This window comes from Paraburkholderia sp. 2C (assembly GCF_054589215.1).
In genome coordinates, this window is record NZ_BAAILL010000068.1 from 137,904 (window position 1) to 161,953 (window position 24,050).

25 protein-coding genes, 1 tRNA gene and 1 pseudogene are annotated in these 24,050 nt (G+C 63.3%); 20 read left to right on the forward strand and 7 right to left on the reverse strand.

The window, feature by feature from the left end:
* Window positions 1-39 precede the first annotated feature (39 nt).
* The 11 genes and pseudogenes from kdsD to ACYPXD_RS31565 all read left to right on the forward strand — a co-directional run bounded on the left by kdsD (window position 40) and on the right by ACYPXD_RS31565 (window position 9,640).
* Window positions 40-1,023 (forward strand): arabinose 5-phosphate isomerase KdsD, encoded by a 984-nt coding sequence (gene kdsD / locus ACYPXD_RS31515; protein WP_459721369.1) that lies wholly within the window; start codon window positions 40-42, stop codon window positions 1,021-1,023.
* On the forward strand, window positions 1,023-1,559 hold the full coding sequence (locus ACYPXD_RS31520) for a KdsC family phosphatase (RefSeq protein ID WP_459721372.1): 537 nt from the start codon (window positions 1,023-1,025) through the stop codon (window positions 1,557-1,559). The genes kdsD and ACYPXD_RS31520 overlap by 1 nt, the downstream gene beginning before the upstream one ends.
* 15 nt (window positions 1,560-1,574) lie before the next feature.
* A complete protein-coding gene (gene lptC, locus ACYPXD_RS31525) occupies window positions 1,575-2,162 on the forward strand; it encodes an LPS export ABC transporter periplasmic protein LptC (RefSeq protein ID WP_459721375.1) in 588 nt (195 codons plus the stop codon).
* A 30-nt stretch (window positions 2,163-2,192) separates the two neighbouring features.
* Window positions 2,193-2,822 (forward strand): annotated as a pseudogene (lptA, locus tag ACYPXD_RS31530) (lipopolysaccharide transport periplasmic protein LptA); the annotation flags it as partial.
* Window positions 2,823-2,917: 95 nt separating this feature from the next.
* Complete coding sequence (gene lptB / locus ACYPXD_RS31535) at window positions 2,918-3,700, forward strand: LPS export ABC transporter ATP-binding protein (RefSeq protein ID WP_459721378.1); 783 nt, start codon at window positions 2,918-2,920, stop codon at window positions 3,698-3,700.
* A gap of 241 nt (window positions 3,701-3,941) precedes the next feature.
* Complete coding sequence (locus tag ACYPXD_RS31540; RefSeq protein WP_459721382.1) at window positions 3,942-5,459, forward strand: RNA polymerase factor sigma-54; 1,518 nt, start codon at window positions 3,942-3,944, stop codon at window positions 5,457-5,459.
* A gap of 171 nt (window positions 5,460-5,630) precedes the next feature.
* Window positions 5,631-5,990 (forward strand): ribosome hibernation-promoting factor, HPF/YfiA family, encoded by a 360-nt coding sequence (gene hpf / locus ACYPXD_RS31545; RefSeq protein WP_075155714.1) that lies wholly within the window; start codon window positions 5,631-5,633, stop codon window positions 5,988-5,990.
* Window positions 5,991-6,265: 275 nt separating this feature from the next.
* A complete protein-coding gene (locus ACYPXD_RS31550; RefSeq protein ID WP_459721386.1) occupies window positions 6,266-6,781 on the forward strand; it encodes a PTS sugar transporter subunit IIA in 516 nt (171 codons plus the stop codon).
* Between the two features lie 234 nt (window positions 6,782-7,015).
* On the forward strand, window positions 7,016-7,984 hold the full coding sequence (hprK, locus tag ACYPXD_RS31555) for an HPr(Ser) kinase/phosphatase (RefSeq protein ID WP_075155712.1): 969 nt from the start codon (window positions 7,016-7,018) through the stop codon (window positions 7,982-7,984).
* Window positions 7,985-8,071: 87 nt separating this feature from the next.
* Complete coding sequence (gene rapZ, locus ACYPXD_RS31560; RefSeq protein ID WP_459721798.1) at window positions 8,072-8,965, forward strand: RNase adapter RapZ; 894 nt, start codon at window positions 8,072-8,074, stop codon at window positions 8,963-8,965.
* A 39-nt stretch (window positions 8,966-9,004) separates the two neighbouring features.
* On the forward strand, window positions 9,005-9,640 hold the full coding sequence (locus tag ACYPXD_RS31565) for an LON peptidase substrate-binding domain-containing protein (RefSeq protein ID WP_459721389.1): 636 nt from the start codon (window positions 9,005-9,007) through the stop codon (window positions 9,638-9,640).
* Between the two features lie 32 nt (window positions 9,641-9,672).
* Here ACYPXD_RS31565 and mutY read toward each other — a convergent pair whose 3' ends face one another.
* Together mutY and mutM are read right to left on the reverse strand one after the other, a co-directional pair.
* The gene (gene mutY / locus ACYPXD_RS31570; RefSeq protein ID WP_459721392.1) at window positions 9,673-10,761 is read right to left on the reverse strand and encodes an A/G-specific adenine glycosylase; all 1,089 of its coding nucleotides are present in this window, start codon (window positions 10,759-10,761) and stop codon (window positions 9,673-9,675) included.
* Window positions 10,762-10,793: 32 nt separating this feature from the next.
* Window positions 10,794-11,624, reverse strand: a complete 831-nt coding sequence (mutM, locus tag ACYPXD_RS31575; RefSeq protein WP_459721396.1) for a bifunctional DNA-formamidopyrimidine glycosylase/DNA-(apurinic or apyrimidinic site) lyase — start codon at window positions 11,622-11,624, stop codon at window positions 10,794-10,796.
* Between the two features lie 87 nt (window positions 11,625-11,711).
* Here mutM and ACYPXD_RS31580 point away from each other — a divergent pair, with 87 nt between their 5' ends.
* From ACYPXD_RS31580 to hisC, 8 genes are all read left to right on the forward strand, one after another.
* The gene (locus tag ACYPXD_RS31580) at window positions 11,712-13,574 is read left to right on the forward strand and encodes a tetratricopeptide repeat protein (RefSeq protein WP_459721399.1); all 1,863 of its coding nucleotides are present in this window, start codon (window positions 11,712-11,714) and stop codon (window positions 13,572-13,574) included.
* Window positions 13,574-14,248, forward strand: coding sequence for a lipoprotein insertase outer membrane protein LolB (lolB, locus tag ACYPXD_RS31585; RefSeq protein ID WP_459721402.1), 675 nt, complete (start codon window positions 13,574-13,576; stop codon window positions 14,246-14,248). Before ACYPXD_RS31580 ends, lolB begins: the two co-directional genes overlap by 1 nt.
* 55 nt (window positions 14,249-14,303) lie before the next feature.
* Complete coding sequence (ispE, locus tag ACYPXD_RS31590) at window positions 14,304-15,197, forward strand: 4-(cytidine 5'-diphospho)-2-C-methyl-D-erythritol kinase (protein WP_459721405.1); 894 nt, start codon at window positions 14,304-14,306, stop codon at window positions 15,195-15,197.
* A gap of 52 nt (window positions 15,198-15,249) precedes the next feature.
* Window positions 15,250-15,326 (forward strand) — tRNA-Gln (locus ACYPXD_RS31595).
* 47 nt (window positions 15,327-15,373) lie between these two features.
* Window positions 15,374-16,330: a ribose-phosphate pyrophosphokinase gene (locus tag ACYPXD_RS31600; protein WP_459721408.1), complete on the forward strand. Its 957-nt coding sequence runs from the start codon at window positions 15,374-15,376 to the stop codon at window positions 16,328-16,330.
* A 155-nt stretch (window positions 16,331-16,485) separates the two neighbouring features.
* Window positions 16,486-17,112, forward strand: coding sequence for a 50S ribosomal protein L25/general stress protein Ctc (locus ACYPXD_RS31605; RefSeq protein ID WP_459721411.1), 627 nt, complete (start codon window positions 16,486-16,488; stop codon window positions 17,110-17,112).
* A gap of 215 nt (window positions 17,113-17,327) precedes the next feature.
* Window positions 17,328-17,930 carry an aminoacyl-tRNA hydrolase gene (pth, locus tag ACYPXD_RS31610; protein WP_459721414.1) on the forward strand — a complete coding sequence of 201 codons (603 nt, stop codon included), beginning with the start codon at window positions 17,328-17,330 and terminating at the stop codon, window positions 17,928-17,930.
* A gap of 68 nt (window positions 17,931-17,998) precedes the next feature.
* Window positions 17,999-19,078, forward strand: coding sequence for a histidinol-phosphate transaminase (gene hisC, locus ACYPXD_RS31615; RefSeq protein ID WP_459721417.1), 1,080 nt, complete (start codon window positions 17,999-18,001; stop codon window positions 19,076-19,078).
* A 52-nt stretch (window positions 19,079-19,130) separates the two neighbouring features.
* Here the strand turns inward: hisC and ACYPXD_RS31620 are convergent, their stop codons facing one another.
* The 3 genes from ACYPXD_RS31620 to rsmD form a co-directional block, all read right to left on the reverse strand.
* Window positions 19,131-19,388, reverse strand: coding sequence for a YfhL family 4Fe-4S dicluster ferredoxin (locus ACYPXD_RS31620; protein ID WP_459721420.1), 258 nt, complete (start codon window positions 19,386-19,388; stop codon window positions 19,131-19,133).
* A gap of 108 nt (window positions 19,389-19,496) precedes the next feature.
* Window positions 19,497-20,003 (reverse strand): pantetheine-phosphate adenylyltransferase, encoded by a 507-nt coding sequence (gene coaD / locus ACYPXD_RS31625; RefSeq protein WP_459721424.1) that lies wholly within the window; start codon window positions 20,001-20,003, stop codon window positions 19,497-19,499.
* Window positions 20,004-20,147: 144 nt separating this feature from the next.
* Window positions 20,148-20,765, reverse strand: a complete 618-nt coding sequence (gene rsmD, locus ACYPXD_RS31630; RefSeq protein WP_459721427.1) for a 16S rRNA (guanine(966)-N(2))-methyltransferase RsmD — start codon at window positions 20,763-20,765, stop codon at window positions 20,148-20,150.
* A gap of 582 nt (window positions 20,766-21,347) precedes the next feature.
* Here rsmD and ftsY point away from each other — a divergent pair.
* Window positions 21,348-22,532, forward strand: coding sequence for a signal recognition particle-docking protein FtsY (gene ftsY, locus ACYPXD_RS31635; RefSeq protein WP_459721803.1), 1,185 nt, complete (start codon window positions 21,348-21,350; stop codon window positions 22,530-22,532).
* 42 nt (window positions 22,533-22,574) lie between these two features.
* On the opposite strand, the gene maiA is transcribed toward ftsY, so the two are convergent.
* Window positions 22,575-23,219 carry a maleylacetoacetate isomerase gene (gene maiA / locus ACYPXD_RS31640; protein ID WP_459721430.1) on the reverse strand — a complete coding sequence of 215 codons (645 nt, stop codon included), beginning with the start codon at window positions 23,217-23,219 and terminating at the stop codon, window positions 22,575-22,577.
* A gap of 72 nt (window positions 23,220-23,291) precedes the next feature.
* Window positions 23,292-23,990: a fumarylacetoacetate hydrolase family protein gene (locus tag ACYPXD_RS31645; RefSeq protein WP_459721433.1), complete on the reverse strand. Its 699-nt coding sequence runs from the start codon at window positions 23,988-23,990 to the stop codon at window positions 23,292-23,294.
* Between the last annotated feature and the right edge of the window lie 60 nt (window positions 23,991-24,050).

Genomic DNA, 24,050 nt, shown 5'->3' on the forward strand with positions numbered 1-24,050 from the left:
TCCGGCGCGGCGAACATACGCCTTTGTTATACTCCGCGAATGATAGCGAAAATCAATGGCGACCGGGCGTTAGCACTGGCTCGCGACGTGCTCGACATCGAAGCGGACGCCGTGCGCGCGCTTCGCGATCAGCTCGACGACGGGTTCGTCGAAGCGATCGACTTCATTCTCAGCTGCCGTGGGCGTGTGGTCGTTTCCGGCATCGGCAAATCAGGCCACATCGCACGCAAACTTGCCGCGACCTTCGCCAGCACCGGCACGCCGGCGTTCTTCGTGCATCCCGCCGAAGCGAGCCACGGCGACCTCGGCATGATCACGGCCGACGACGTATTCATCGCGATGTCGAATTCCGGCGAATCCGAAGAGCTGCTTGCGATCCTGCCGCTCATCAAGCGCCTCGGCTCGAAGCTGATCGCAATGACGGGCCGTCCCGATTCGAGCCTGGCGAAAATCGCCGACGTGCATCTGAACTCGGGCGTATCGAAAGAAGCCTGCCCGATGAATCTTGCGCCGACGGCCAGCACCACAGCGGCGCTTGCGCTCGGCGACGCGCTCGCGGTCGCCGTGCTCGAAGAGCGCGGCTTCGGTCCCGACGACTTCGCGCGCTCGCATCCGGGCGGCGCGCTCGGACGGCGCCTGCTCACCTACGTGCACGACGTGATGCGCACCGGCGACCAGTTGCCGAGCGTCAAGCCCGACCAGACCGTGCGCGACGCGCTGTTCCAGCTCACGGCAAAGCGCATGGGCATGACCGCGATTGTCGACGACGAAGCGCGCGTCAAAGGCATTTTCACCGATGGCGATCTGCGCCGCGTGCTCGAACGCGACGGCGACTTTCGCAATCTGCCGATCGGCTCGGTGATGACGCCGCATCCGCGCACGATCGGTCCGGACCGCCTCGCGGTCGAAGCCGTGGAACTGATGGAGCGCCACCGCATCAATCAATTGCTCGTCGTCGATGAAGCCGGTCGGCTCGTCGGCGCACTCAACATGCACGACCTGTTTTCCAAGAAGGTGATCTGATGGCTGCTACCCTGACCGCTACTGAACGCGCGAGCCGCGTCAAGCTGATGATTTTCGACGTCGACGGCGTGCTGACCGACGGCGGCCTGATGTTCACCGCCGAAGGCGACTATATGAAGTCGTTCAATTCGATGGACGGCCACGGCGCGAAGCTGTTGCGCGAAGCAGGCATCGACACGGCGATCATCACGGGGCGCCAGTCGGGCATCGTCGTCGAGCGCGCGAAGAATCTGAAAATCACGCACGTGTATCAGGGCGTCGAGGACAAGCGCGTCGCGTTCGCCGATCTGCTGAAGGCGACCGGCATGAAAGCCGAGGATTGCGGTTACATGGGCGACGACTGGCCCGACCTCGCCGTAATGCTGAAGGTCGGCTTCGCCGCGGCGCCGGCGAACTCGCATCCGGAAGTCATCGCGCGCGCGCATTGGGTCAGCGAAGCGCGCGGCGGCCACGGCGCGGTGCGCGAAGTCTGCGATACGCTGCTGCGCGCGCAGAATCGCTACGACGATCTGCTGCGCGAAGCGTGCGGAATGTAACCGGAACACACGCGGATGAACAAGTTTCGCTGGACTTCGCTGCTTCCGGTCGTCGCCATGGCGGTGCTCGCGGGCGTCACGTACTGGCTTTTGCAAGCCACCAAGCCGCGCGAAAACGAAGACGTGGTCCGTCCGAAAACGCACACGCCCGATTACTTCGCCGATAGTTTCTCGGTTTCGGAGCTCGATCAGTCCGGCACGACGCAGTACCGTCTCACCGCGCAAAAGCTGATTCACTACGAGGACACCGAAGACAGCGACCTGACGAAGCCCGCCATCCGCGCATTCCAGCCCGGCAAGCCGATCGTCACCGCGACCGGCGACTGGGGCACCGTCAATAGCGACGCGTCGATCGTGAATCTGTACGACAACGCGCACATCATCCGCGCGGCCGGCGACGGCGATCCGGAGATGCAAGCGGATTCGCAGCATTTTCGGGTGCTGGTGAACGACGATGTCATCGAAACGGAAAAGCCGGTTAAACTTCGTCGCGGCCTTTCGGTCATGACGGCCCAAGACGGCATGAATTACAACAACGTGACCCGGGTCATGAAGCTGTTCGGCAACGTGCGCGGCGCGATCGCCGCATCGGACACCAAGTGACGCGGGCGTTTCATTTCCAGACGTGACTGCATGAGCGAATCGTTCCCCCGTTTCAACATCGGCTGCATGCTGGCCGCCCTGCTCGTCGCGGTGCCGCTCGCGGCCTTCGCGCCGCTCGCGCATGCGGAACGCGCCGACAAGGACAAGCCGCTCAACATTGAAGCGGACAATATGACGTACGACGACCTCAAACAGGTCAATATCTTCACCGGCCACGTGGTGGCGACCAAAGGCACGATCGTGATCAAGGCCGATCGCGTCGAAGTGACGCAGGATCCGCAGGGCTATCAGTACGCGACGGGCACGTCGACCGGCAAGAACCACGCGTATTTCCGGCAAAAGCGCGACGGCGTCGACGAATACATCGACGGGGATGCCGAGCGCATCGACTACGACGGCAAGCAGGACCTCACCACGCTGACCACGCGCGCAACCGTGCGCCGCCTGCAAGGTTTGTCGACGGTGATGGACGAGGTGCACGGCAGCGTCATCACCTACGACGGCCAGAACGACTTCTACACCGCGAAGGCGGGACCCGATGTCGCCGGCCCCGGCAACCCGAGCGGCCGCGTGCGCGCGATGCTCGCGCCGCGCAATGGCGGCGCGCAGCCGGCGACCGGTCCGTCCACCACGCTGCAACCCACCACCCGATTTCAAGGCCAGAACGCGAACCCGACGCCGGGTGCGCCTTCCGCGCCTGACCGGTCGACCGCCGCGCCGGCCACCGAAAGTCAAGGACAAGGAACGACGAAACCGTGAGCACCCCTGCCCTCCCGAATCGCAAGCCGGCAGGCACGAGCAGTTCGCTCGTCGTGCGCAACCTGAAGAAACGCTATGGCTCGCGCACGGTCGTCAAGGACGTCTCGCTCGACGTGAAGAGCGGTGAAGTGGTCGGGCTGCTCGGTCCGAACGGCGCCGGCAAGACCACCTCGTTCTACATGATCGTCGGCCTCGTGCCGCTCGATGCCGGCGAAATCGATCTGGACGGCAACTCGATCAGCCTGCTGCCGATTCACAAGCGCGCGTCGCTCGGGCTTTCGTATCTGCCCCAGGAAGCGTCCGTGTTCCGCAAACTGTCCGTCGAACAGAACATTCGCGCCGTGCTCGAGTTGCAATACGGCGAAGACGGCAAGCGGTTATCGAAAGACGCGATCGCGCAACGCACTGAAGCGTTGCTCGACGAATTGCAGATTGCTCACCTGCGCGAAAACCCGGCGCTGTCGCTGTCGGGCGGCGAGCGGCGGCGTGTCGAGATCGCGCGCGCGCTGGCGACAAACCCGAGCTTCATTCTGCTTGACGAACCGTTCGCGGGCGTCGACCCGATTGCGGTCCTCGAAATCCAGAAGATCGTGAAGTTCCTGAAGCAACGCAATATCGGCGTGCTGATCACGGACCACAACGTGCGCGAAACGCTCGGCATTTGCGATCACGCGTACATCATCAGCGACGGCAGTGTGCTCGCCGCCGGCGCGCCCGGCGACATTATTGAAAACGAGAGCGTGCGGCGCGTTTATCTGGGCGAGCACTTCCGCATGTAGCACCGCGCGCGTCGTGGAAGCAGGACCTGCCTGCGAATGGCGGTGCGGACGTGCGAGCTTGCACTGTCCGCGCGCAGAACCGCTGCGGTTTCAGTAATTTTGACGACATAGGCTCAATGGTTTCGGTCCATTGCGCCTTGCCGTGTCCATCCGCAGCGAAAAATCTCCATAACCCGCGTTTATGCGGTGTTCCGAGGTTTCGCGGTCGTGGCAAACTCTCTAAAATGATTCTCACATCGCCATGAAAGCTAGCCTCCAACTTCGCCTGTCACAGCATCTTGCGCTGACACCCCAACTGCAGCAGTCCATCCGGCTGCTGCAGCTGTCTACGCTTGAGCTGCAGCAGGAGGTGTCGATGGCGATCGCGCAGAATCCGCTGCTCGAAACCGAGGACGACTGGATCGCGAGCCCATTGCGCGTCGCGGCCGACGGCTCGGTCATCGCGCAGGCGCCGAACACCAGCGCGCCGGAGCCGATGGCGAGCGCGCCGTCGTCCACGAGCACTTCCACGTCAGGCGAAAGCTCGGAGAACAGCGAGCCGCAGGGCGTCGACGAATACAATGGCCTCGCGTCGGACAGCAACGCCGATGCGAATCAGTGGAATCTCGACGATTACGGCCGCTCGGGCAACGCGTCCGATGACGACGATTTGCCGCCGTTGCAAATCCACGAATCCGCGACCATGCTGCGCGATTATCTGAGCGCGCAATTGCGTGTCACGCAGGCAAGTCCGCGCGATCGCGCGCTCGTCACATTCCTGATCGAATCGCTCGACGACGACGGTTACCTGACCTCGACGCTCGAAGAAGTGCTCGCCGATCTGCCCGACGAACTCGAAGTCGATCTCGACGAACTCAATGCTGCACTTGCGCTGCTGCAAAGCTTCGACCCGTCCGGTGTCGGCGCGCGCTCGGCGTCCGAATGCCTGAAGCTGCAGCTGTGCCGGCTCGAGCCGTCGCCGACGCGCACGCTTGCGCTCGAAATCGTCGCTCACCATCTGGAACTGCTTGCCGCACGCGACTTTACGCGCCTGCGCAAACACCTGAAAGCAGGCGACGACGACCTACGCGACGCGCATATGCTGATCCGCTCGCTCGAACCGTTCCCAGGCGCGGCCTATGGCAAGGCCGAAGCGGACTATGTCGTGCCGGACATCATGGTGCGCAAAACGGCACAGGGGTGGCTCGCCGAACTCAATCCGGAAGTGGTGCCGAAGCTGCGCATCAACCATCTGTACGCGAATATTCTGCGCAACAACCGCGGCGATCCGGGCAGTGGATCGCTGCGTCAGCAACTACAGGAAGCGCGCTGGCTCATCAAAAATATCCAGCAAAGATTCGAAACGATACTGCGTGTCGCGCAGGCCATTGTGGAGCGTCAAAAGAATTTTTTTGCCCACGGTGAAATTGCCATGCGCCCCTTGGTTTTGCGGGAAATTGCTGATACGCTGGGTCTACACGAGTCGACGGTCTCGCGTGTGACAACCGGGAAGTACATGCTCACCCCGTTCGGGACGCTTGAATTTAAGTACTTCTTCGGATCTCACGTATCGACCGACACTGGGGGCGCGGCCTCTTCCACGGCCATTCGCGCACTCATCAAGCAACTGATAGGAGCAGAAGACACCAAATCTCCTCTTTCAGACAGCCGCATTGCCGAACTGCTGGCCGAGCAAGGTTTCGTAGTCGCACGGCGCACCGTAGCGAAATACCGCGAAGCGTTGAAGATCCCGGCAGTCAATCTGCGCAAGTCTCTGTAGCTCGCTGCCTTCCGTGGCGGGCATTTTCCGGCCGCACCGCTTGTTGGCGGAGCAGGCCGGCCGATACGAGCTGCTACGCTGTTACCGGGGACGGCACAGGCAGGCCCGCAGATCGACCGGTGCTGACGTCATTCACGCGGATCCTGGCGGCCATTCGCTTGGAGAAGCACTATGAATCTGAAGATCAGTGGACACCATCTCGAAGTCACACCAGCGTTGCGAGAATACGTGATCACCAAACTGGATAGAGTGCTAAGACATTTCGATCAGGTGATCGACGGCAGTGTGGTCCTCTCGGTCGACAATCACAAGGAAAAGGAAAAGAGACAAAAGGTTGAAATCAACCTGCATCTGAAGGGCAAGGATATTTTTGTCGAGAGCTGCGACAGCGACCTTTACGCGGCTATCGACCTCATGATCGACAAGCTGGACAGGCAAGTCATTCGTCACAAGGATCGTCTGCAAGGCCATCAGCACGAAGCGATCAAGTATCAGCCGGTGCCGTCCCAGGCGGAGGTGCCGCCGCAATAGCAGTCGATTTCCCCACGCGAAACCGCCCTATTTAGGGCGGTTTTTCGTTTAGCGAAAGCTGCACCCGCTTGCTTACGGTTTTTCGGCGAGACGCGGGGGGCGCGTGCTCCGGATGCGAAACCGGCAGGCATGGCGCGGCGCACCATCTTAAGCAGCGCTGTTCTATAATGTTTTGGTTACTTTCGGGGTCAACCAGCCCGAGTCCCGCCTTACAGGGTCGACTGAAGACCAAACTGTGGGACTCCACTGCGTATCGCCGTAGGCATCTGCCGAGCATGGAACGCTATTCAAACGCCACAGCGAGGAGAACCCAGGCGATCAACGCGCCTGTCAACATGAATCGTTTAGCCAAATATCTTCCGCTCGAGAACGTCGTCGTCGGCCTTTCCGTTACCAGCAAGAAGCGTGTATTCGAGCAAGCGGGCCTGATCTTCGAAAACCAGAACGGCATTGCCCGCAGTACCGTCACCGACAATCTTTTCGCACGCGAGCGCCTCGGCTCGACCGGGCTCGGCGAAGGCGTCGCGATCCCGCATGGCCGGATCAAAGGCCTGAAGCAGCCGCTCGCCGCATTTGTGCGCCTCGCGGATCCGATTCCGTTCGAATCGCCCGATGGCCAGCCTGTGTCGCTTCTGATCTTCCTGCTGGTCCCGGAACAGGCCACCCAACAGCACCTCGAAATTCTGTCTGAAATCGCTCAGTTGCTCTCCGACCGCGAGACGCGCGAGCGTCTGCACACGGAAGAAAATCGCGAAGCGTTGCATCGCCTGTTGACTCAGTGGCAACCTTAACGAATACCGTTGACAGTGACGGGTAAAGCGGCACAATGCGCGACCAGGGGTCGAACAAGCGCCGCGCGATGCACAAGCGTGGCAAATGAGCGTGGCAGGTTGCCAGCCGGCGCCGCCGCGACGGTCATGGAACCGCAACCGCAGCCCGGAATGTGAAGGCCCGCGCCGGCCAAACCCACGGCGCACGCGTCGCTGCACCTGCGTGCAAGCGGCGCACACCGGAGTCATGGACACATGGATACGTCCAGCATCAACGCCCAAAGCATTTTCGACGACAACGCCGCCACGCTGAAACTGAGCTGGCTGACCGGGCATGAAGGCTGGGAACGCGGCTTCTCGGCGGAAACGGTTGCTACCGCAACGTCCAGTGCGGACCTCGTCGGCCACTTGAACCTGATTCACCCGAACCGTATTCAGGTGCTCGGCGAGGCCGAAACGAACTACTACCAGCGCCAGTCCGACGAAGACCGCTCGCGCCATATGGCCGAGCTGATCGCGCTCGAGCCGCCGTTCCTCGTGGTGGCGGGCGGTGTCGCCGCGCCGCCGGAGCTGGTGTTGCGGTGCACGCGCTCGTCCACGCCGCTATTCACCACGCCGATGTCGCCGGCCGCCGTGATCGACAGCCTGCGGCTCTACATGTCGCGCATCCTCGCGCCGCGCGCGACGCTACACGGCGTGTTCCTCGACATCCTCGGCATGGGCGTGCTGCTTACCGGCGACTCGGGCCTCGGCAAAAGCGAGCTCGGCCTCGAGCTGATCAGCCGCGGCCACGGTCTGGTCGCCGACGATGCCGTCGATTTCGTGCGCCTCGGCCCCGACTTCGTCGAAGGGCGCTGTCCGCCGCTCCTGCAGAATCTGCTCGAAGTGCGCGGTCTCGGCCTGCTCGACATCAAGACGATCTTCGGTGAGACCGCGGTGCGCCGCAAGATGAAGCTGAAGCTGATCGTTCAGCTCGTGCGCCGCCCGGACGGCGAATTCCAGCGGCTGCCGCTCGAAAGCCAGACCGTCGACGTGCTCGGCCTGCCGATCAGCAAGGTCACCATTCAGGTCGCGGCCGGCCGCAACCTCGCGGTGCTCGTCGAGGCCGCGGTACGCAATACGATCCTGCAACTGCGCGGCATCGATACGCTGCGCGATTTCATGGACCGCCAGCGTCTCGCGATGCAGGATCCCGACAGCCAGTTCCCGGGCAAGCTCATCTGATGCTCATTTGAAGTAACAGGCTGCGGCTGGCGGGGGCGGGCGGAAAGACCTGATGCTATGATGAAACGAACCGACCACACGACCCCCATGCGCATCGTCCTGATCACCGGCATCTCCGGCTCCGGCAAGTCTGTTGCGTTGAACGCGCTCGAAGACGCAGGCTACTACTGCGTCGACAACCTCCCCCCGCGTTTCCTGCCCGAGCTCGCCACCTATCTCACCGCCGACGGCTACGACCGCCTCGCGGTCGCCATCGACGCCCGCTCGAGCTCGTCGCTCGACGAAATGCCGGACATGATCCGCGACCTGTCGCGCGAGCATGACGTGCGCGTGCTGTTTCTCAATGCGAGCACGCAGTCGCTGATCCAGCGCTTTTCGGAAACGCGCCGCCGCCACCCGCTCTCGGGGTCGACCTCGCACGATGCCGACGTCGGCCTGCTCACGTCGCTTGCCGAAGCGATCGAGCGTGAACGCGAACTCGTCGCGGGTCTCGCCGAATTCGGGCATCAGATCGATACGAGCAACCTGCGCGCGAACACGCTTCGCGCGTGGGTCAAACGGTTCATCGAACAGGAACACGGCGGCCTCGCGCTGATGTTCGAATCGTTCGGCTTCAAGCGCGGCGTGCCGCTCGACGCCGATTTCGTTTTCGACGTACGCACGCTGCCCAACCCGTATTACGATCATCTATTGCGGCCGCTGACCGGCCTCGATCAACCCGTCATCGATTTTCTCGACGCGTTGCCGGTCGTGCATCACATGATCGACGACATCGAGGCGTTTCTCGTCAAATGGCTGCCGCACTTTCGCGACGATAACCGCAGCTATCTGACCGTTGCCATCGGCTGCACGGGCGGCCAGCACCGCTCGGTGTTTATTGCGGAGACGCTTGCTGCGCGTCTCAAAGGTCAAGCAAACGTCATCGTGCGACATCGGGACGCACCGATCGACGTCGACCAATCGTCGAAGCTGGTGGCTTAGCCGGCCGCGCGTGCGCGGCCTTAACCGAAGCGTTGCGCCATGTCCTCTACCTCGTCCGTGTTTGCCGACGTGCCGCTGTTCCCGCTGCACACGGTGCTTTTTCCCGGTGGGCTGTTGCCCCTCAAGATCTTCGAAGCGCGCTATCTCGACATGGCGCGAGCGTGTCTGCGCGACAAGGCGCCGTTCGGCGTGTGTCTGCTCAAAAGCGGCGGCGAGGTGGCAAAACCGGACGAGCCGTCGGTGCCCGAACTGGTCGGGTGTTTCGCCGAGATCGATCAATGCGACGTCGACGAATTCGGCATGCTGCTGATACGCGCGCGCGGCACGGATCGCTTCAGGCTGCTGTCGTATCGCGTCGAACAGAGCGGGTTGCTGGTCGGCATGGCCGAGCCGTTCGGCGACGATGCGCCTCTCGAAGGATCGACGCATGTCGAGAAATTCGGCGCATGCGCGGAAGTGCTTGAACGCATTATCGCGACCATCCGCGAGCGGGATCCGGACAGCCTGCCGTTTGTCGAGCCGTTCCGGTTCGACGATCCCTCATGGGTGTCGAACCGATTGTCGGAAGTGCTGCCTGTTGCGCTGCGCGCGCGGCAAAAGCTGATGGAACTGCTCGACGCGGGAGCGCGTATCGACGTCGTGCATCACTATATGCAGCAGCATCAGTTGCTATAGAGGCTGTAGCGGCTCGACGGCGATACCGTCCACTACAGCAGCGAACCCTGCAGTCCGTCGAGCAGCTTGCGCACCGGCGCAGGCACGCCGTAGGCGTCGATATCGGCGAGCGACACCCACGCCGTTTCGCCATCGGCAAGCGCCATGCGCGCCCCGGCGACACGATTCAACTCGACGACGCGCGGCTCGATATCGAGCCTGAAATGCGTAAACGTATGCGTGAGCGACGCAAGCGGCGACACCGTCGCGCTTGCGCCGAACGAACGCGCGCGCGCCGCGAGCGCTGCTTCGTCGGCGGCTTCCGGCAAACTCCACAGGCCGCCCCAGATGCCGGAAGGCGGACGCTTTTCGAGCATCACCGCATCGCCGTCGCGCAGCACGAGCATCCACGTGCGGCGCGTCGGCACCGTCTTCTTCGGACGCGCGGCCGGCAGTTCGCGTTGCCGGCCCGTCACGTTCGCCACGCAGTCCGCCGCGAACGGGCAGCGCCCGCAGTCGGGTTTGCCGCGCACGCACAGCGTCGCGCCGAGATCCATCAGGCCTTGCGTATAGGCGCTGACTTCGTCGTTCGTCGCGTCCGACGGCAGCAGCGATTCCGCCAGCACCCACATCGCGTTCTCGACACGCTTCTCGCCCGGAAAGCCTTCCACGCCGAACACGCGCGCGAGCACGCGCTTGACGTTACCGTCGAGGATCGTCGCGCGCGCGCCGAACGCAAACGACGCGATCGCCGCCGCGGTCGAGCGGCCGATGCCCGGCAATTCGGCAAGCGCATCGACCGAATCGGGAAACGCGCCGCCATGCTGTTCGACGACCACCTGCGCGCAACGATGCAGATTGCGCGCACGCGAGTAGTAACCGAGCCCGGCCCATAGCGCCATCACATCGTCGGTGGGCGCCGCGGCAAGCGATGCGACGTCGGGAAAGCGCGCAAGAAACTTCGCGTAGTACGGGATCACCGTCGACACCTGCGTCTGCTGCAGCATGATCTCGGACAGCCAGATGCGATATGCGTCGCGTGTGTTCTGCCACGGCAGGTCGTGGCGGCCGTGCTCGCGCTGCCATGCGATCAAGCGCACAGAGAAATCGGTCAAAACGGGTATCGTGGACGCTACGGACATGGGGTCATCGGGTCATTCGGTCACTGAACAATTCAGCGCTGACAGGTCGGACAATAGTAAGTGGAACGCTGCCCCTGCACGATCTGTCTGATCGGCGTTTCGCATACCCGGCACGGCAGCCCCGCGCGATCATAGACGAAATAATCGAGTTGGAAGTAACCGCTCTCACCGTCGCTGCCGACAAAGTCGCGCAACGTGCTGCCGCCTTTCTCGATCGCGGCGGCAAGCGTCACGCGCACTGCATCCGCAAGGAGTTCGTAACGTACGAGCGACACGCGGCCGGCTGGCGTGGTGGGCCGGATGCCCGCGCGAAAGAGGCTTTCGGAAGCGTAAATGTTGCCCACGCCGACGACGATCTCGCCGGCAAGCAGCGCCTGCTTCACCGACACGGTCCGCCCGCGCGTCTTGCGATGCAAGAGCGCGCCCGAGAAAGCCGGCGAGAACGGCTCGACGCCGAGGCCGGCGAGCAGCGGATGCTCGAGCACGTCGCCGTCCGCACGCGGATGCCAGAGCACGGCGCCGAAACGGCGCGGGTCGCGAAAGCGCAGGATAAAGTCGTCGAAAACCCAGTCGACATGATCGTGCTTCGCGGCCGCCGGCGGATGCGGCACGTTGCGCAGCACGCGCAGCGTCCCCGTCATGCCGAGGTGAACCATGAACCAGCCGTCGTCCATCTCGAACAGCAGATACTTGCCGCGCCGCTCGACATTCTTCACGAGCCTGCCGCGAAGCATGCGCGGCAGGTCGGCCGGAATCGGCCAGCGCAGCGCGGGCGTGCGCACCTCGACCCGCTCGACGCGGCGCCCGGTCACATAAGGCTCGATCCCACGGCGGGTGACTTCAACTTCTGGAAGCTCTGGCATGTCTAACGGGTCTGCAACTTGCGTCGTTGGTTATGCGCGTATTGTAGCGAGCGCGTTACAATCGACCGAAACATTGAACGGATTTCCATGAACCTGTCCTTCGTAAAGCTCTTTCTGAAGCGTCCGGCCAAGGCCGGCCGCGAGCCCTACGGCGAGGCGAACCCGGTGCCGCGCGGCGTCTTCGCGCGCCGGCTGATGGGCGCTGCGGCGCTGGCCGCATGGACGCTCGCCGCGTTGCCCGCGCATGCGCAGGACCCGTCTCCCGATACAGATGACAATTCGGTTTCGGTGCAGGATGCGTTCGGACCGGACGCCGACGAGCAAAAAAATCTTCCGGATGTCCCGCTCTCGAGTCAGATCGTGTTCCAGGTGCTCGCGGCCGAAGTCGCGCTGCAGCGGAACCAGCCGGCGCCCGCTTATCAGACCTACCTCGCGCTTGCGCGCGACACGCACGATCCGCGCATGGCGCAGCGGGCCACCGAAATCGCGCTCGCCGCGCAAAGCCCGACCGACGCACTCGCAGCCGCCCAGTTGTGGCAGCAGTACGCGCCGGGTTCCGAGCGCGCGGCCCAGCTCGACGCGTCGCTGCTCGTGCTGTCGGGCAAGCCCGATGAAGCTGCGCCGCTGCTCGCGAACGAGCTTGCGAAGATCAAGCCGGAAAATCGCGGCGCCGGCATCCTCTCGCTGCAGCTGCTGATTTCGCGTGGTCCGAACCGCGTCGGCGGCCTGCATGTGCTGCAGGATCTGCTGAAGAACGACATGAACCGGCCCGAGGCGCAACTGGCCATCGCGCGCCAGCAGCTGATCTCCGACGACCTCCCGGGCGCGCGCAAGTCGCTCGAACAGGCGCTCGCGCTCAAGCCGGACTATCTGCCCGCCGCGTTGACGCTCGCGCAAATGGGCCCCGAGGAACGCGCCGAAGGCATCGCGTCGCTCGAAAAGTACGTGCAGCAGAATCCGAAGTCGCACGATGCGCGTCTCGCGCTCGCGCAGATGTACCTTGCAAGCGACCGACTCGACGATGCGCAAAAGCAGTTCGAGTTGATGCACAAGGACAACGCGAACGACCTTACGCCGCTGATGGCGCTCGCGCTGATCAAGATCCAGCAGAAGAGCTACCCCGACGCGAAGACGTACCTCACGCAGTACGCGCAACAGGCTGACAAAACGCAGGGCGCGGATTCGGGACAGGCTTACATCTATCTCGCGCAACTCGCGCTCGAGCAGAAGGACGAGGCGGGCGCCGCCGGCTATCTCGACAAGATCCCGCCGACGAGCCAGCAATACATCCCCGCGCAGATCACGCGCGCGCAACTGCTCGAGAAGCAGGGCAAGCCGGACGAGGCGCGCAAGCTGCTCGCGAATATTCATGCGATGGACCCGCGCGAACAGGCACTGCTCGCGCGCACGGACGCGGCCATCCTGTTTGACGCAAAGCGCTATCAGGAAGCCGAAGCGCGGCTGCAACAGGCAACGGCCGACTTCCCCGACGACCCCGATCTCACGTACGACTACGCAATGGCCGCCGAAAAGACCGGCCATTACGAGGTGATGGAAGCGCAGTTGCGCAAACTGATGCGCACGCAGCCCGACAACGCGCAGGCATACAACGCGCTCGGCTATTCGCTGGCGGATCGCAACCAGCGTCTGCAGGAAGCGGACAAGCTCGTCGAGAAGGCATCGGCGCTCGCGCCGAATGACGCGTTCATCATGGACAGCGTCGGCTGGGTCAAGTATCGCCTCGGCGACACGTCGGACGCGATCAGGATCCTGCGCAGGGCGTACGATCTGCAGCCGAACGCGGAAATCGGCGCGCACCTCGGCGAAGTGCTGTGGAAGAGCGGCGATCAGGAACAGGCGAAGGCCGCGTGGCGCGAAGCACGCAAGCTCGAGCCCGATAACGACACCCTTCTCAAGACGCTCAAACGCTTTCAGGTGAACGATCTCTGATGCCTTTTTTCGCGCCGCTCCACGCACTGCTCACCCGGACTTTCTGTTACTTCCGTCGCACACGGGCGCCGCACCGCGCGGCGCTCGTTGTCCCGACTTTCGCCACTGCCGCGGTTCTCGCACTGGCCGGTTGCGCGAGCGTAAAGCCGCAAGGTCCATCAACATCCAATGCGGCAACGGCCGTCACCGCGCAGACCGCGCGTGAGTATCGCGGGCGCTTCGCGGTGCAATACGACGACGGGTACGGCCATCAGCAGAACGCCTATGGCAACTTCGACTGGCGCGAAACCGGCGATACCGTCAGCGTTCAAATGCGCAATCCCCTCGGGCAGACCATGGCGATCGTAACGTCGTCGCCCTCTTCGGCCACGCTCGAACTGCCGAACCGCCAGCCGCTCACCGCCGACAACGTATCGACGCTGATGCAGAATGCGCTCGGCTTCGCCCTGCCGGTCGAAGGGTTGCGCTACTGGCTGCAGCCGTCGGTTGCGCCGACATCGCGAGCGAGAACGGTCGCCGATCCCGAAGATCCTTCGCGGCCGAAAGAGATCGAACAGGACGGCTGGACGATCGACTATCTGTCGTACGCCGATAAGCCGGCCACCGGCGTCAAGCGCGTGAATCTGACCCGCGAACAACCGCCGCTCAACATCAAGCTCGTGCTGGACCAATAAAATTACGCAATAGAATCACGCGTTATCCGAACAGCACGCGCCACACTCCGGACTCATGACCGACACGAACGATTCGCTGCGCGATTGCCTCGCTCCGGCGAAGCTCAATCTTTTCCTGCACATCACCGGCCGCCGGCCGGACGGTTACCACCTGCTTCAAACGGTCTTCCAGTTGACCGACTGGGGCGACCGTCTGCACTTCACGCGGCGCGCCGACGGCCGCATCGAACGCCTGACCGAAGTGCCCCACGTTCCCGCGGAAAGCGACCTGACCGTGCGCGCCGCGAAGCTGTTGAAGGAACACTCCGGCGCCGCGCACGGCGTCGACATCGAGATCGACAAGCGTCTGCCGATGGGCGCGGGTCTCGGCGGCGGCAGCTCGGATGCGGCAACGACGTTGCTCGCGCTGAACCGGCTCTGGAACCTGAATCTTCCGCGCGCCGAACTGCAAGCGCTCGCGTTGCGTCTCGGCGCCGATGTGCCGTTCTTCGTGTTCGGCAAAAATGCGTTTGCCGAGGGTGTCGGCGAAGCGCTTCAGACGGTACAATTGCCGCCGCGTTATTTCCTCGTGGTGAAGCCGGAAGTGCACGTCCCGACGGCGGCGATATTCTCTGAAAAATCGTTGACAAGGGATTCCGAACCCATCACAATTACGGACTTTCTTGCACAGCAAAGCCGCAGCGCAGAATGGCCAGACAGTTTTGGCCGGAATGACATGCAGCAAGTTGTCGTGGGAAAATACGCGGAGGTAGCGCAGGTGTTGCGGTGGTTCGAAAGCGTATCGAACAGTATCGCGCCCGCGCGGATGACCGGATCGGGTGCAAGCGTTTTTGCAGCATTCCGTAGCATCGGTGAAGCACACGCGGCCCAAGCCGCATTGCCAGCCGGATGGAACAGCGCAGTAACGGCAAGCCTGGATACGCATCCCCTCTTTGGCTTCGCGTCATGAATTTCGCAACGTCGGGTGTTCCTACGCATCCGGCGGCGCTCAAAGTTAGTGTAGGGGAGTCGCCAAGTTGGTTAAGGCACCGGATTTTGATTCCGGCATGCGAGGGTTCGAGTCCTTCCTCCCCTGCCAAAAATTCTCGCAGTTCCTCGCCTCCCACAGCCTGAAGCAGGTGCACGATGAGCAGCCATGACGGCCTGATGGTTTTTACTGGCAACGCAAATCCGGCGCTTGCACAGGAAGTCGTCAAGATTCTCGGTATTCCCCTCGGCAAAGCAATGGTCAGCCGCTTTTCGGACGGCGAAATCCAGGTCGAGATTCAGGAGAACGTGCGAGGCAAGGATGTGTTCGTCCTGCAATCCACGTGCGCGCCGGCGAACGACAACCTGATGGAACTGATGATCATGGTCGATGCGTTGAAGCGCGCTTCCGCCGGCCGGATCACCGCTGCGATTCCGTATTTCGGCTATGCGCGTCAGGATCGGCGCCCGCGTTCGGCGCGCGTCGCGATCTCCGCGAAGGTCGTCGCGAACATGCTGGAAATCGCCGGCGTCGAGCGGATCATCACAATGGATCTGCACGCGGACCAGATTCAAGGCTTCTTCGACATCCCTGTCGATAACATCTATGCCACACCGGTGCTGCTCGGCGATCTGCGCAAGCGGAACCACGAAGATCTGCTCGTGGTGTCGCCGGACGTCGGCGGTGTCGTGCGCGCCCGCGCACTCGCGAAGCAGCTGAACTGCGATCTCGCGATCATCGACAAGCGCCGTCCGAAGGCGAACGTCGCCGAAGTGATGAACATCATCGGTGAAGTCGAAGGCCGCACCTGCGTGATCATGGACGACATGGTCGATACGGCCGGCACGCTGTGCAAGGCCGCGCAAGTGCTGAAGGAGCGCGGCGCGAAGCAGGTCTACGCGTATGCGACGCACCCGGTGCTATCCGGCGGCGCCGGCGAACGGATCGCCGCATCGGCGCTCGACGAACTCGTCGTGACCGATACCATCCCGCTCGGCGAAGAAGCGCGTTCGTGCGCGAAGATTCGCTCGCTGTCGAGCGCGGGGCTGCTTGCCGAAACGTTCTCGCGCATCCGCCGCGGCGATTCGGTGATGTCGCTGTTTGCGGAAAGCTGAACTGAATTTGCGAAGCCGCCGAATGCCTTGAGGCACGGCGTCTTCGCACAATCGGCATGAACGGACGAAGGTTCATGCCGCCTGTCCGGGGCCTCAAGTCATGTACGCGAGGTCCTTTTCACTGCCTGGTCGCGGGCGGTTGTATGGAGAAGCAAATGAAAGTCGTCGCTTTTGAGCGTAACAAGCAAGGTACGGGTGCGAGCCGCCGCCTGCGCAACACGGGCAAAACCCCGGGTATTGTGTATGGCGCAAGCAGCGAACCGCAATTGATCGAACTCGATCACAACGCGCTGTGGCATGCACTGAAGAAGGAATCGTTCCACTCGTCGATTCTCGATCTGGAAGTGGCCGGCAAGGCGCAGCAAGTGCTGCTGCGCGATGTGCAATACCATCCGTTCCGCCAGATCGTGCTACACGTCGATTTCCAGCGTGTCGACCCGAACAAGAAGCTGCACACGAAGGTGCCGCTGCACTTCATGAACCAGGAAACCAACCCGGCTGTGAAGCTGTCGGGTGCGGTGATCTCGCACGTCGTGAACGAAATCGAAGTCGAGTGTCTGCCGGCCGCGCTGCCGGAATTCCTCGAAGTCGATCTCGCGAAGATCGAAGCGGGTCAAACGCTGCACGCGAAGGACATCGTGCTGCCGGCAGGCGTGGCGCTGACCTCGCACATCGAAGCGGAAAACCCGGTCATCGCGTCCGCGACGATCCCGGCTGGTGCGATTGCAGACGAAGCGGCCGGATCGGCTGGCGAAGGCGAAGGCGCTACGCCGGCCGCCTGATTGGCCATCTGAGTGGCCACCTGCGTGGCCACCTGAGCCGCAATCTGCGAGCTATCCTCTCGATCCGTTTCCATGAAACGGACGACGTGACCCGCCGAGGTTCGCCCCGGCGGGTTTTTTTTCGCGAGTTTCCTTCGCGAAGTTGACGGCTCCTGTTAATGGTTGGTTATTAGCCAAACCCGGCAAACGCAAAAGCCAAGGCTATCCTCGACACCATGATCAAGCTGATCGTCGGACTCGGTAATCCGGGCGCCGAATATTCCGCGACCCGCCATAACGCCGGCTTCTGGCTCGTCGACCAACTCGCGCGCGAAGCCGGCGCGACGCTGCGCGACGAGCGGCGCTTTCACGGCTTCTACACGAAGGCGCGGCTTTACGGCGAAGAAGTGCATCTGCTCGAACCGCAGACGTATATGAACCGTTCGGGCCAGTCGGTCGTCGCGCTCGCGCATTTCTTCAAGATTCTTCCGGACCAGATTCTCGTTGCGCACGACGAACTCGATCTGCCGCCCGGCACTGTCAAGCTCAAGCTCGGCGGCGGCAGCGGCGGACACAACGGGCTCAAGGACATTTCCGCGCATCTGACCACGCAGCAGTATTGGCGGTTGCGCATCGGCATCGGGCATCCGCGCGATCTGATTCCGGAAAGCGCGCGCGCCGGCGCCAAACCCGACGTCGCGAACTTCGTGCTGAAGCCGCCGCGCAAGGAAGAGCAGGACGTCATCGATGCGTCGATCGAGCGTGCGCTTGCGGTGATGCCGCATGTCGTCAAAGGCGAGCTCGAGCGCGCGATGATGCAATTGCATCGTAACGGTTAGTGCCGGCTCGCCGCACAGCCCCGGCCAAGCGCTAACGCCCATCGACTCGCCGCACAACGGAGAATCACTTGAGCCTCTACTGGAGTGACATCGTCCACCGACTCTCACCGTATGTTCCCGGCGAGCAGCCCGCGCTCGCCCATCCGGTGAAGCTGAACACCAACGAGAACCCGTACCCGCCGTCGCCCGCGGTGCTCGCCGCCATTCGCCATGAGCTGGGCGAAACCGGCGAGTCATTGCGCCGCTACCCCGATCCGACCGCGCACAAGCTGCGCGAGACGGTCGCCGCGTATCATGGGCTCGCGGTCGAGCAGGTGTTTGCCGGCAACGGTTCCGACGAAGTACTCGCGATGACCTTCCTGGCGCTGCTCAAACACGATCGCCCCCTGCTGTTTCCGGACATTACATATAGCTTCTATCCGACGTACGCGAAGCTCTACGACATCGTCTATCGAACCGTGCCGCTCGCCGATGACTTCGCGGTCCGCGTCGACGATTACGCCGTGCCGAATGGCGGCATCGTGTTTCCGAATCCGAACGCGCCGACCGGTCATGCATTACCGCTTGCCGATATCGAAAGGCTCGTTGCGGCGAATCCGGACTCGGTGGTCGTGATCGACGAAGCGTATGTCGACTTCGGCGCGCAATCGGCCATCTCGCTGATCGGCCGCTATCCGAATCTGCTGGTCGTGCAGACAGTATCGAAGTCGCGCTCGCTCGCCGGCATGCGCGTCGGCTTTGCGTTCGGCGATGCCAAGCTCATCGACGCGCTCGTGCGCGTGAAGGACAGCTTCAACTCGTATCCGCTCGACCGCGTCGCGCAAGCAGCCGTGATCGCCGCATACAAGGACGACGCATGGTTCCGCGATTGCCGCGCAAAAGTGATGGCGGGCCGCGAACGGCTGACAGCGGGGCTGACGGCGCTCGGCTTCGACGTCGTGCCGTCGGCCGCGAACTTCGTGTTCGCGCGCCATGAAAGTCACGACGCCGCGACGCTGACGGCCAAACTGAAGGAAAAGGAAATTTTCGTGCGGCACTTCAAGCTGCCGCGTATCGACCAGCATGTGCGAATCACGATCGGGACCGATGCCGAGTGCGATACGCTGCTTGCCGCGTTGAAGGTACTGCTCGACGGCAACGCGGCCTAGGCAAGGTGCGTGATTCGCAAACCGCGCCAACCAACCGGGTGCTCAAGTACGCTCAGGCGCCTTTCGCCGCCTGCAGCGCGCGATATTTGACCATCAGCTGTTCCGGCGATTCCGCATGCTGGGGATCGCGCGGAATGCACTCGACCGGACACACCTGCTGGCATTGCGGTTCATCGAAATGACCGACGCATTCGGTGCATTTGTTCGGGTCGATCACATAGATGTCCGGGCCCATCGAGATTGCGTCGTTCGGGCACTCGGGCTCGCAGACGTCGCAGTTGATGCACTCGTCGGTAATCATCAGGGCCATACTTCACTCACTTCCTGGCGGTCACTTCCTGCCGGCGCAGTGTCAGGGACGCGCCGCCGGCCAATTCCGCGTTAAAACCGATAGTTTACGCGCTTCAGCTCCGTTCGTTCAGGACTGGCTTGGCTGCTGCGCCAGATTTTCCGCCACCTTGTCCTGCAAACGCTTTTCCACCGACGGAAACACGAACTTGCTGACATCGCCACCCAGTTGCGCGATCTCACGGACGATCGTGCCCGAAATGAACTGATATTGATCGGACGGCGTCATGAACATCGTCTCGACGTCCGGCAGCAGATAGCGGTTCATGCCAGCCATCTGGAACTCGTATTCGAAGTCCGACACGGCGCGCAAACCGCGCACGATCACACGTGCGTTATTGCTGCGCACGAAGTCTTTTAGCAGCCCCTTGAAGCTCGCGACCTGCACATTCGGATAGTGGCCGAGCACTTCATGTGCGATATCGAGGCGTTCATCCAGCGTGAAGAACGGCCGCTTGTTGCGGCTGTCGGCGACGCCCACCACGAGCGTATCGAAGATGCTCGACGCACGTCGAACGAGGTCTTCGTGACCACGCGTCAGCGGATCGAACGTACCCGGGTACACGGCGACTACCATGGACTTCTCCTCTCTTCCGTCAGACTAAAGGGCGCGGCGGTTGCGCCTGATCGCACGGCCCGGCCATGCGATAGAACCGCAGGGACGCGATTTCAGGCTCCAGCACGCGACGGCCGTTATCCGGCACTTGTAATCGAACGCGCATTATTCCTCATTTTCGCGCTGCAGCAAATGATAGTGGACCGCGCCGGCCTTGCCGTGCCGGACCATCGTCCATCCGGCGAGCGCCGGTGTCTGTTCGATTGCCAGCGCTTCGCCGGCTTCGACATAGACGACCCCGCCCGCCGCGACGAGCGGCAACGCGAGTTCCAGCGCGCGCCCGAGCAGATCCTCGCCGAACGGCGGATCGAGGAACACCACGTCGAACGAGCCGGGCGCGAGGCCCGCCGCCAGCCGCAGCGCATCCGCTTCGGCCACTTCGACCGCGCGCGCGGCGAGTTTCGCCTGGATCGCGCGCAACTGACCAGCCGCGCGCGCATTGCGCTCGACCATCAGCACGCGCGCGGCGCCGCGCGAGGCGGCCTCGAAACCCAGCGCGCCGCTACCGGCGAACAGATCGAGGCAGCGTTGGCCGTCGAGGCGCTGACCGAGCCAGTTGAAAAGCGTTTCGCGGACGCGATCGGGCGTCGGCCGCAAACCGTCGAGATCGAGCACTGTCAGCGGCGTGCGCTTCCAGTCGCCACCGATGATACGGATCGTATGGGCAGCGCCGCGTCCGGGCGGCGGCGCGCTGCGCGCGCGGGATGACGAAAGACGGGACATGTAAATGGAGTCGCTGAACGGATGCCGGCGGCGCGATACGCGCGGGCCGGAGCGCTCACGTTACCACATGGGTCGGCAACGCCCGCCTGCCACGCGAGCACGGCCGCGCCTGATAAAATGTCAGGCTTGCGCGCGCAGCATCCCCGCAGAGCCTTACCGTTGCGCCGGATCCGCCGCGCCCGCACTCATTTGCCTGCGCTCGTTTGCCCGCGTCGATTCCGCACCCCGATGCGCATGCGCCCCCTTCGCCGGAAATGCCGGCTCGCCTCTTCCATACGCCAGCACATGTTCAGCTTTCTCAAACGATTCAGGGGTAACAAAGCGTCCGACAATGCGCCGGCCGACTCGCCGAACGCAGCCGACGTCGCAACGCCCGCCGTGCCGGCCAACGACGACGCTGCGGTAGCCGAAACGCCCGTTCAACCCGCGGCCGAAGCACGCGCGGATGTTACACAAACACCCGCACAACCCGCGCAGCCGGTGCAGCCGGCGCCGCAGTCGGCGCGTCCCGTTGCGCCGCAAGCCGCACCGACGCCTGCCGCGGCACCGGTCACCGCCACGCAACGGTTCGCGCCTGCGTCGCTGGAACCCGTCGCACCGCAGCGCACGGAACCGCAGCGCGTCGAAGCGCGGCCCGAATCGCAGCCCGAAGCGCTCCAGAAACCACAGCAGTCGCAGGCCCAGCCGCAACCTCACCCGCCGATCCAACCCGCAGCGCCGCTCGCACGCGAACCGCAGCGTCCCGCCATTCAGCCGGCGCCCCCGGCACGCGTGCCCGAAGCGCCTGTAGCGCCCGTGGCGTCTGACGCATCACCCGCATTCGAAACCGTCGAAATCGTCCCGCCGCCCGCACCCGAGCCGGCCGCGAAGCGCTCGTGGCTGACGCGCCTGAAGAGCGGTCTGTCGAAAACGAGTTCGAGCATCACGGGCATTTTCGTCGGCACGAAAATCGACGAAGAATTGTACGAAGAGCTCGAAACCGCGCTGCTGATGTCGGACGCGGGCGTCGACGCAACCGAGTATCTGCTCGAGACGCTGCGCGAAAAAGTGCGCACCGAGCGGCTCACCGACCCGCAGCAGGTGAAAACCGCGTTGCGCGAATTGCTGGTCGGCCTGCTGAAGCCGCTCGAAAAATCGCTGATGCTCGGCCGCGACCAGCCGCTCGTGATGATGATCGCCGGCGTCAACGGCGCGGGCAAAACCACCAGCATCGGCAAGCTCGCGAAGCACTTGCAGCGCTTCGATCAGTCGGTGCTGCTCGCCGCCGGCGATACGTTCCGCGCGGCCGCGCGCGAGCAGCTCGCAATCTGGGGTGAACGCAACAACGTGACGGTCGTCTCGCAAGAGAGCGGCGATCCGGCCGCGGTCATTTTCGACGCGGTGGGTGCAGCGCGCGCGCGCAAGATCGACGTGCTGATGGCCGACACCGCCGGACGTCTGCCGACGCAACTGCATCTGATGGAAGAGCTGCGCAAGGTCAAGCGCGTGATCGGCAAGGCGCACGAGGGCGCGCCGCACGAAGTGCTGCTCGTGATCGACGCGAATACCGGCCAGAACGCGCTCACCCAGGTCAAGGCATTCGACGACGCACTCGGCCTCACCGGCCTCATCGTGACGAAACTCGACGGCACGGCGAAGGGCGGCATTCTCGCGGCAATTGCGCGGCAAAGGCCGGTGCCCGTGTATTTCATCGGCGTCGGCGAAAAGGTCGAGGATTTGCAGCCGTTCAGCGCGGAAGAATTTTCGGACGCGCTGCTCGGCAGCTAGGCGCAGGCGGCGCCGACATGGCGCCGCCCTCGCAATCCGCCGTCACTCCGAGTCGGGCTGTGCGCCCGGCGCCGCATCGGCGAACGCGCTCAACTGCATCGCGTGATCGTTGATTCGACGAATGGTCGGAAACGCGCTCATCTCGATGCTGAAGCGATCGGCGTTGAACACCTGCGGAATCAGGCACGCATCGGCAATGGTCGGTGTGTCGCCGAAACAGAACGCACCGCTGCGGCGGCTCGCGACCAGATGCTCCTCGAGCGCCGTAAAGCCCGACGTGATCCAGTGCCGATACCACGCGTCCTTCGCCTCGTCGCTCGCGCCGACCGTGCGCTTCAGATACTTGAGCACGCGCAGGTTGTTGACCGGATGGATCTCGCACGCAACCTGCAGCGCAACGCCACGCACATATGCGCGCTCGACCGGCGTGGCCGGCAGCAGCGGCGGCTGCGGATGCGTCTCCTCGAGGTACTCGATGATCGCGATCGACTGCTGCAGCACGTTGCCGTTGTCGATCAACGTCGGCACGACCGCATCGTGATTGAGTTCGCGATACGCGCCGGCAAACTGCTCGCCGCCGTTTCGCAGCAGATGCACCGGCAGATATTCGTACGGCAGCTTTTTCAGATTAAGCGCAATGCGCACGCGATACGCGGCGGAACTGCGAAAGTAGCTGTATAGCTTCATTTGATGAGTCTCCCCCTGCACGCGGCGAAAGCGCAGCGGTCACTACCACTGCGCTGCGCATCCGCCGGGCCATCAAACCATGCGTACGCTGAACTCGCCCAGCCCGTCGACGCCGCCCTTCATCAGATCGCCCTTCACGACCGCGCCCACCCCTTCCGGCGTGCCCGTGAAAATGAGGTCGCCCGGCTGCAGTTCGAAGAGCGTCGACAGATACGCGATCGTCTCGGCCACCGACCAGATCAGTTGCGACACGTCGGAGCGCTGCTTCTCGGCACCGTTCACGGACAGCCAGATCGCGCCTTTGCCGATATGGCCGACTTTCGACACCGGATGAATCGGCCCCATCGGCGCCGAATGGTCGAAACCCTTCGCGGTATCCCACGGGCGGCCCAGCTTTTTCGCTTCGGCCTGCAAGTCGCGGCGCGTCATATCGAGGCCGAGCGCGTAGCCATAAACGTGATCGAGCGCGCGGTCGACGGCGATATCTTTGCCCGCCTTGCCGATCGCCGCGACCATTTCCATTTCGAAGTGCAGGTTGCCCGTCTGCGATGGGTAAGGCATTTCACCCGTTGCGCCGGGCGCGACGTACAGCACCGCATCGGCCGGCTTGCAGAAGAAGAACGGCGGTTCGCGATCCGGGTCGTGTCCCATCTCGCGCGCGTGCGCCTCGTAATTGCGGCCGACGCAATAGATGCGGCGCACCGCGAACTGATCGCCCGATCCAGCCACCGGCACGCCGACGATTGGCGCCGGTGTAATGACGTAACCCATTCCGTTCTCCGATATTCATGAAGCCGCGCGCGCGGCGGTAAAACGACAAAGCAGCGAGTT

Bases quoted from the DNA above. Each gene is read 5' to 3' on its own strand.
- kdsD (WP_459721369.1), top strand. From the start codon at position 40: ATGATAGCGAAAATCAATGGCGACCGGGCGTTAGCACTGGCTCGCGAC.
- ACYPXD_RS31520 (WP_459721372.1), top strand. From the start codon at position 1,023: ATGGCTGCTACCCTGACCGCTACTGAACGCGCGAGCCGCGTCAAGCTG.
- lptC (WP_459721375.1), top strand. From the start codon at position 1,575: ATGAACAAGTTTCGCTGGACTTCGCTGCTTCCGGTCGTCGCCATGGCG.
- ACYPXD_RS31540 (WP_459721382.1), top strand. From the start codon at position 3,942: ATGAAAGCTAGCCTCCAACTTCGCCTGTCACAGCATCTTGCGCTGACA.
- hpf (WP_075155714.1), top strand. From the start codon at position 5,631: ATGAATCTGAAGATCAGTGGACACCATCTCGAAGTCACACCAGCGTTG.
- ACYPXD_RS31550 (WP_459721386.1), top strand. From the start codon at position 6,266: ATGGAACGCTATTCAAACGCCACAGCGAGGAGAACCCAGGCGATCAAC.
- hprK (WP_075155712.1), top strand. From the start codon at position 7,016: ATGGATACGTCCAGCATCAACGCCCAAAGCATTTTCGACGACAACGCC.
- rapZ (WP_459721798.1), top strand. From the start codon at position 8,072: ATGCGCATCGTCCTGATCACCGGCATCTCCGGCTCCGGCAAGTCTGTT.
- ACYPXD_RS31565 (WP_459721389.1), top strand. From the start codon at position 9,005: ATGTCCTCTACCTCGTCCGTGTTTGCCGACGTGCCGCTGTTCCCGCTG.
- mutY (WP_459721392.1), bottom strand. From the start codon at position 10,761: ATGTCCGTAGCGTCCACGATACCCGTTTTGACCGATTTCTCTGTGCGC.
- mutM (WP_459721396.1), bottom strand. From the start codon at position 11,624: ATGCCAGAGCTTCCAGAAGTTGAAGTCACCCGCCGTGGGATCGAGCCT.
- ACYPXD_RS31580 (WP_459721399.1), top strand. From the start codon at position 11,712: ATGAACCTGTCCTTCGTAAAGCTCTTTCTGAAGCGTCCGGCCAAGGCC.
- lolB (WP_459721402.1), top strand. From the start codon at position 13,574: ATGCCTTTTTTCGCGCCGCTCCACGCACTGCTCACCCGGACTTTCTGT.
- ispE (WP_459721405.1), top strand. From the start codon at position 14,304: ATGACCGACACGAACGATTCGCTGCGCGATTGCCTCGCTCCGGCGAAG.
- ACYPXD_RS31600 (WP_459721408.1), top strand. From the start codon at position 15,374: ATGAGCAGCCATGACGGCCTGATGGTTTTTACTGGCAACGCAAATCCG.
- ACYPXD_RS31605 (WP_459721411.1), top strand. From the start codon at position 16,486: ATGAAAGTCGTCGCTTTTGAGCGTAACAAGCAAGGTACGGGTGCGAGC.
- pth (WP_459721414.1), top strand. From the start codon at position 17,328: ATGATCAAGCTGATCGTCGGACTCGGTAATCCGGGCGCCGAATATTCC.
- ACYPXD_RS31620 (WP_459721420.1), bottom strand. From the start codon at position 19,388: ATGGCCCTGATGATTACCGACGAGTGCATCAACTGCGACGTCTGCGAG.
- coaD (WP_459721424.1), bottom strand. From the start codon at position 20,003: ATGGTAGTCGCCGTGTACCCGGGTACGTTCGATCCGCTGACGCGTGGT.
- rsmD (WP_459721427.1), bottom strand. From the start codon at position 20,765: ATGTCCCGTCTTTCGTCATCCCGCGCGCGCAGCGCGCCGCCGCCCGGA.
- maiA (WP_459721430.1), bottom strand. From the start codon at position 23,219: ATGAAGCTATACAGCTACTTTCGCAGTTCCGCCGCGTATCGCGTGCGC.
- ACYPXD_RS31645 (WP_459721433.1), bottom strand. From the start codon at position 23,990: ATGGGTTACGTCATTACACCGGCGCCAATCGTCGGCGTGCCGGTGGCT.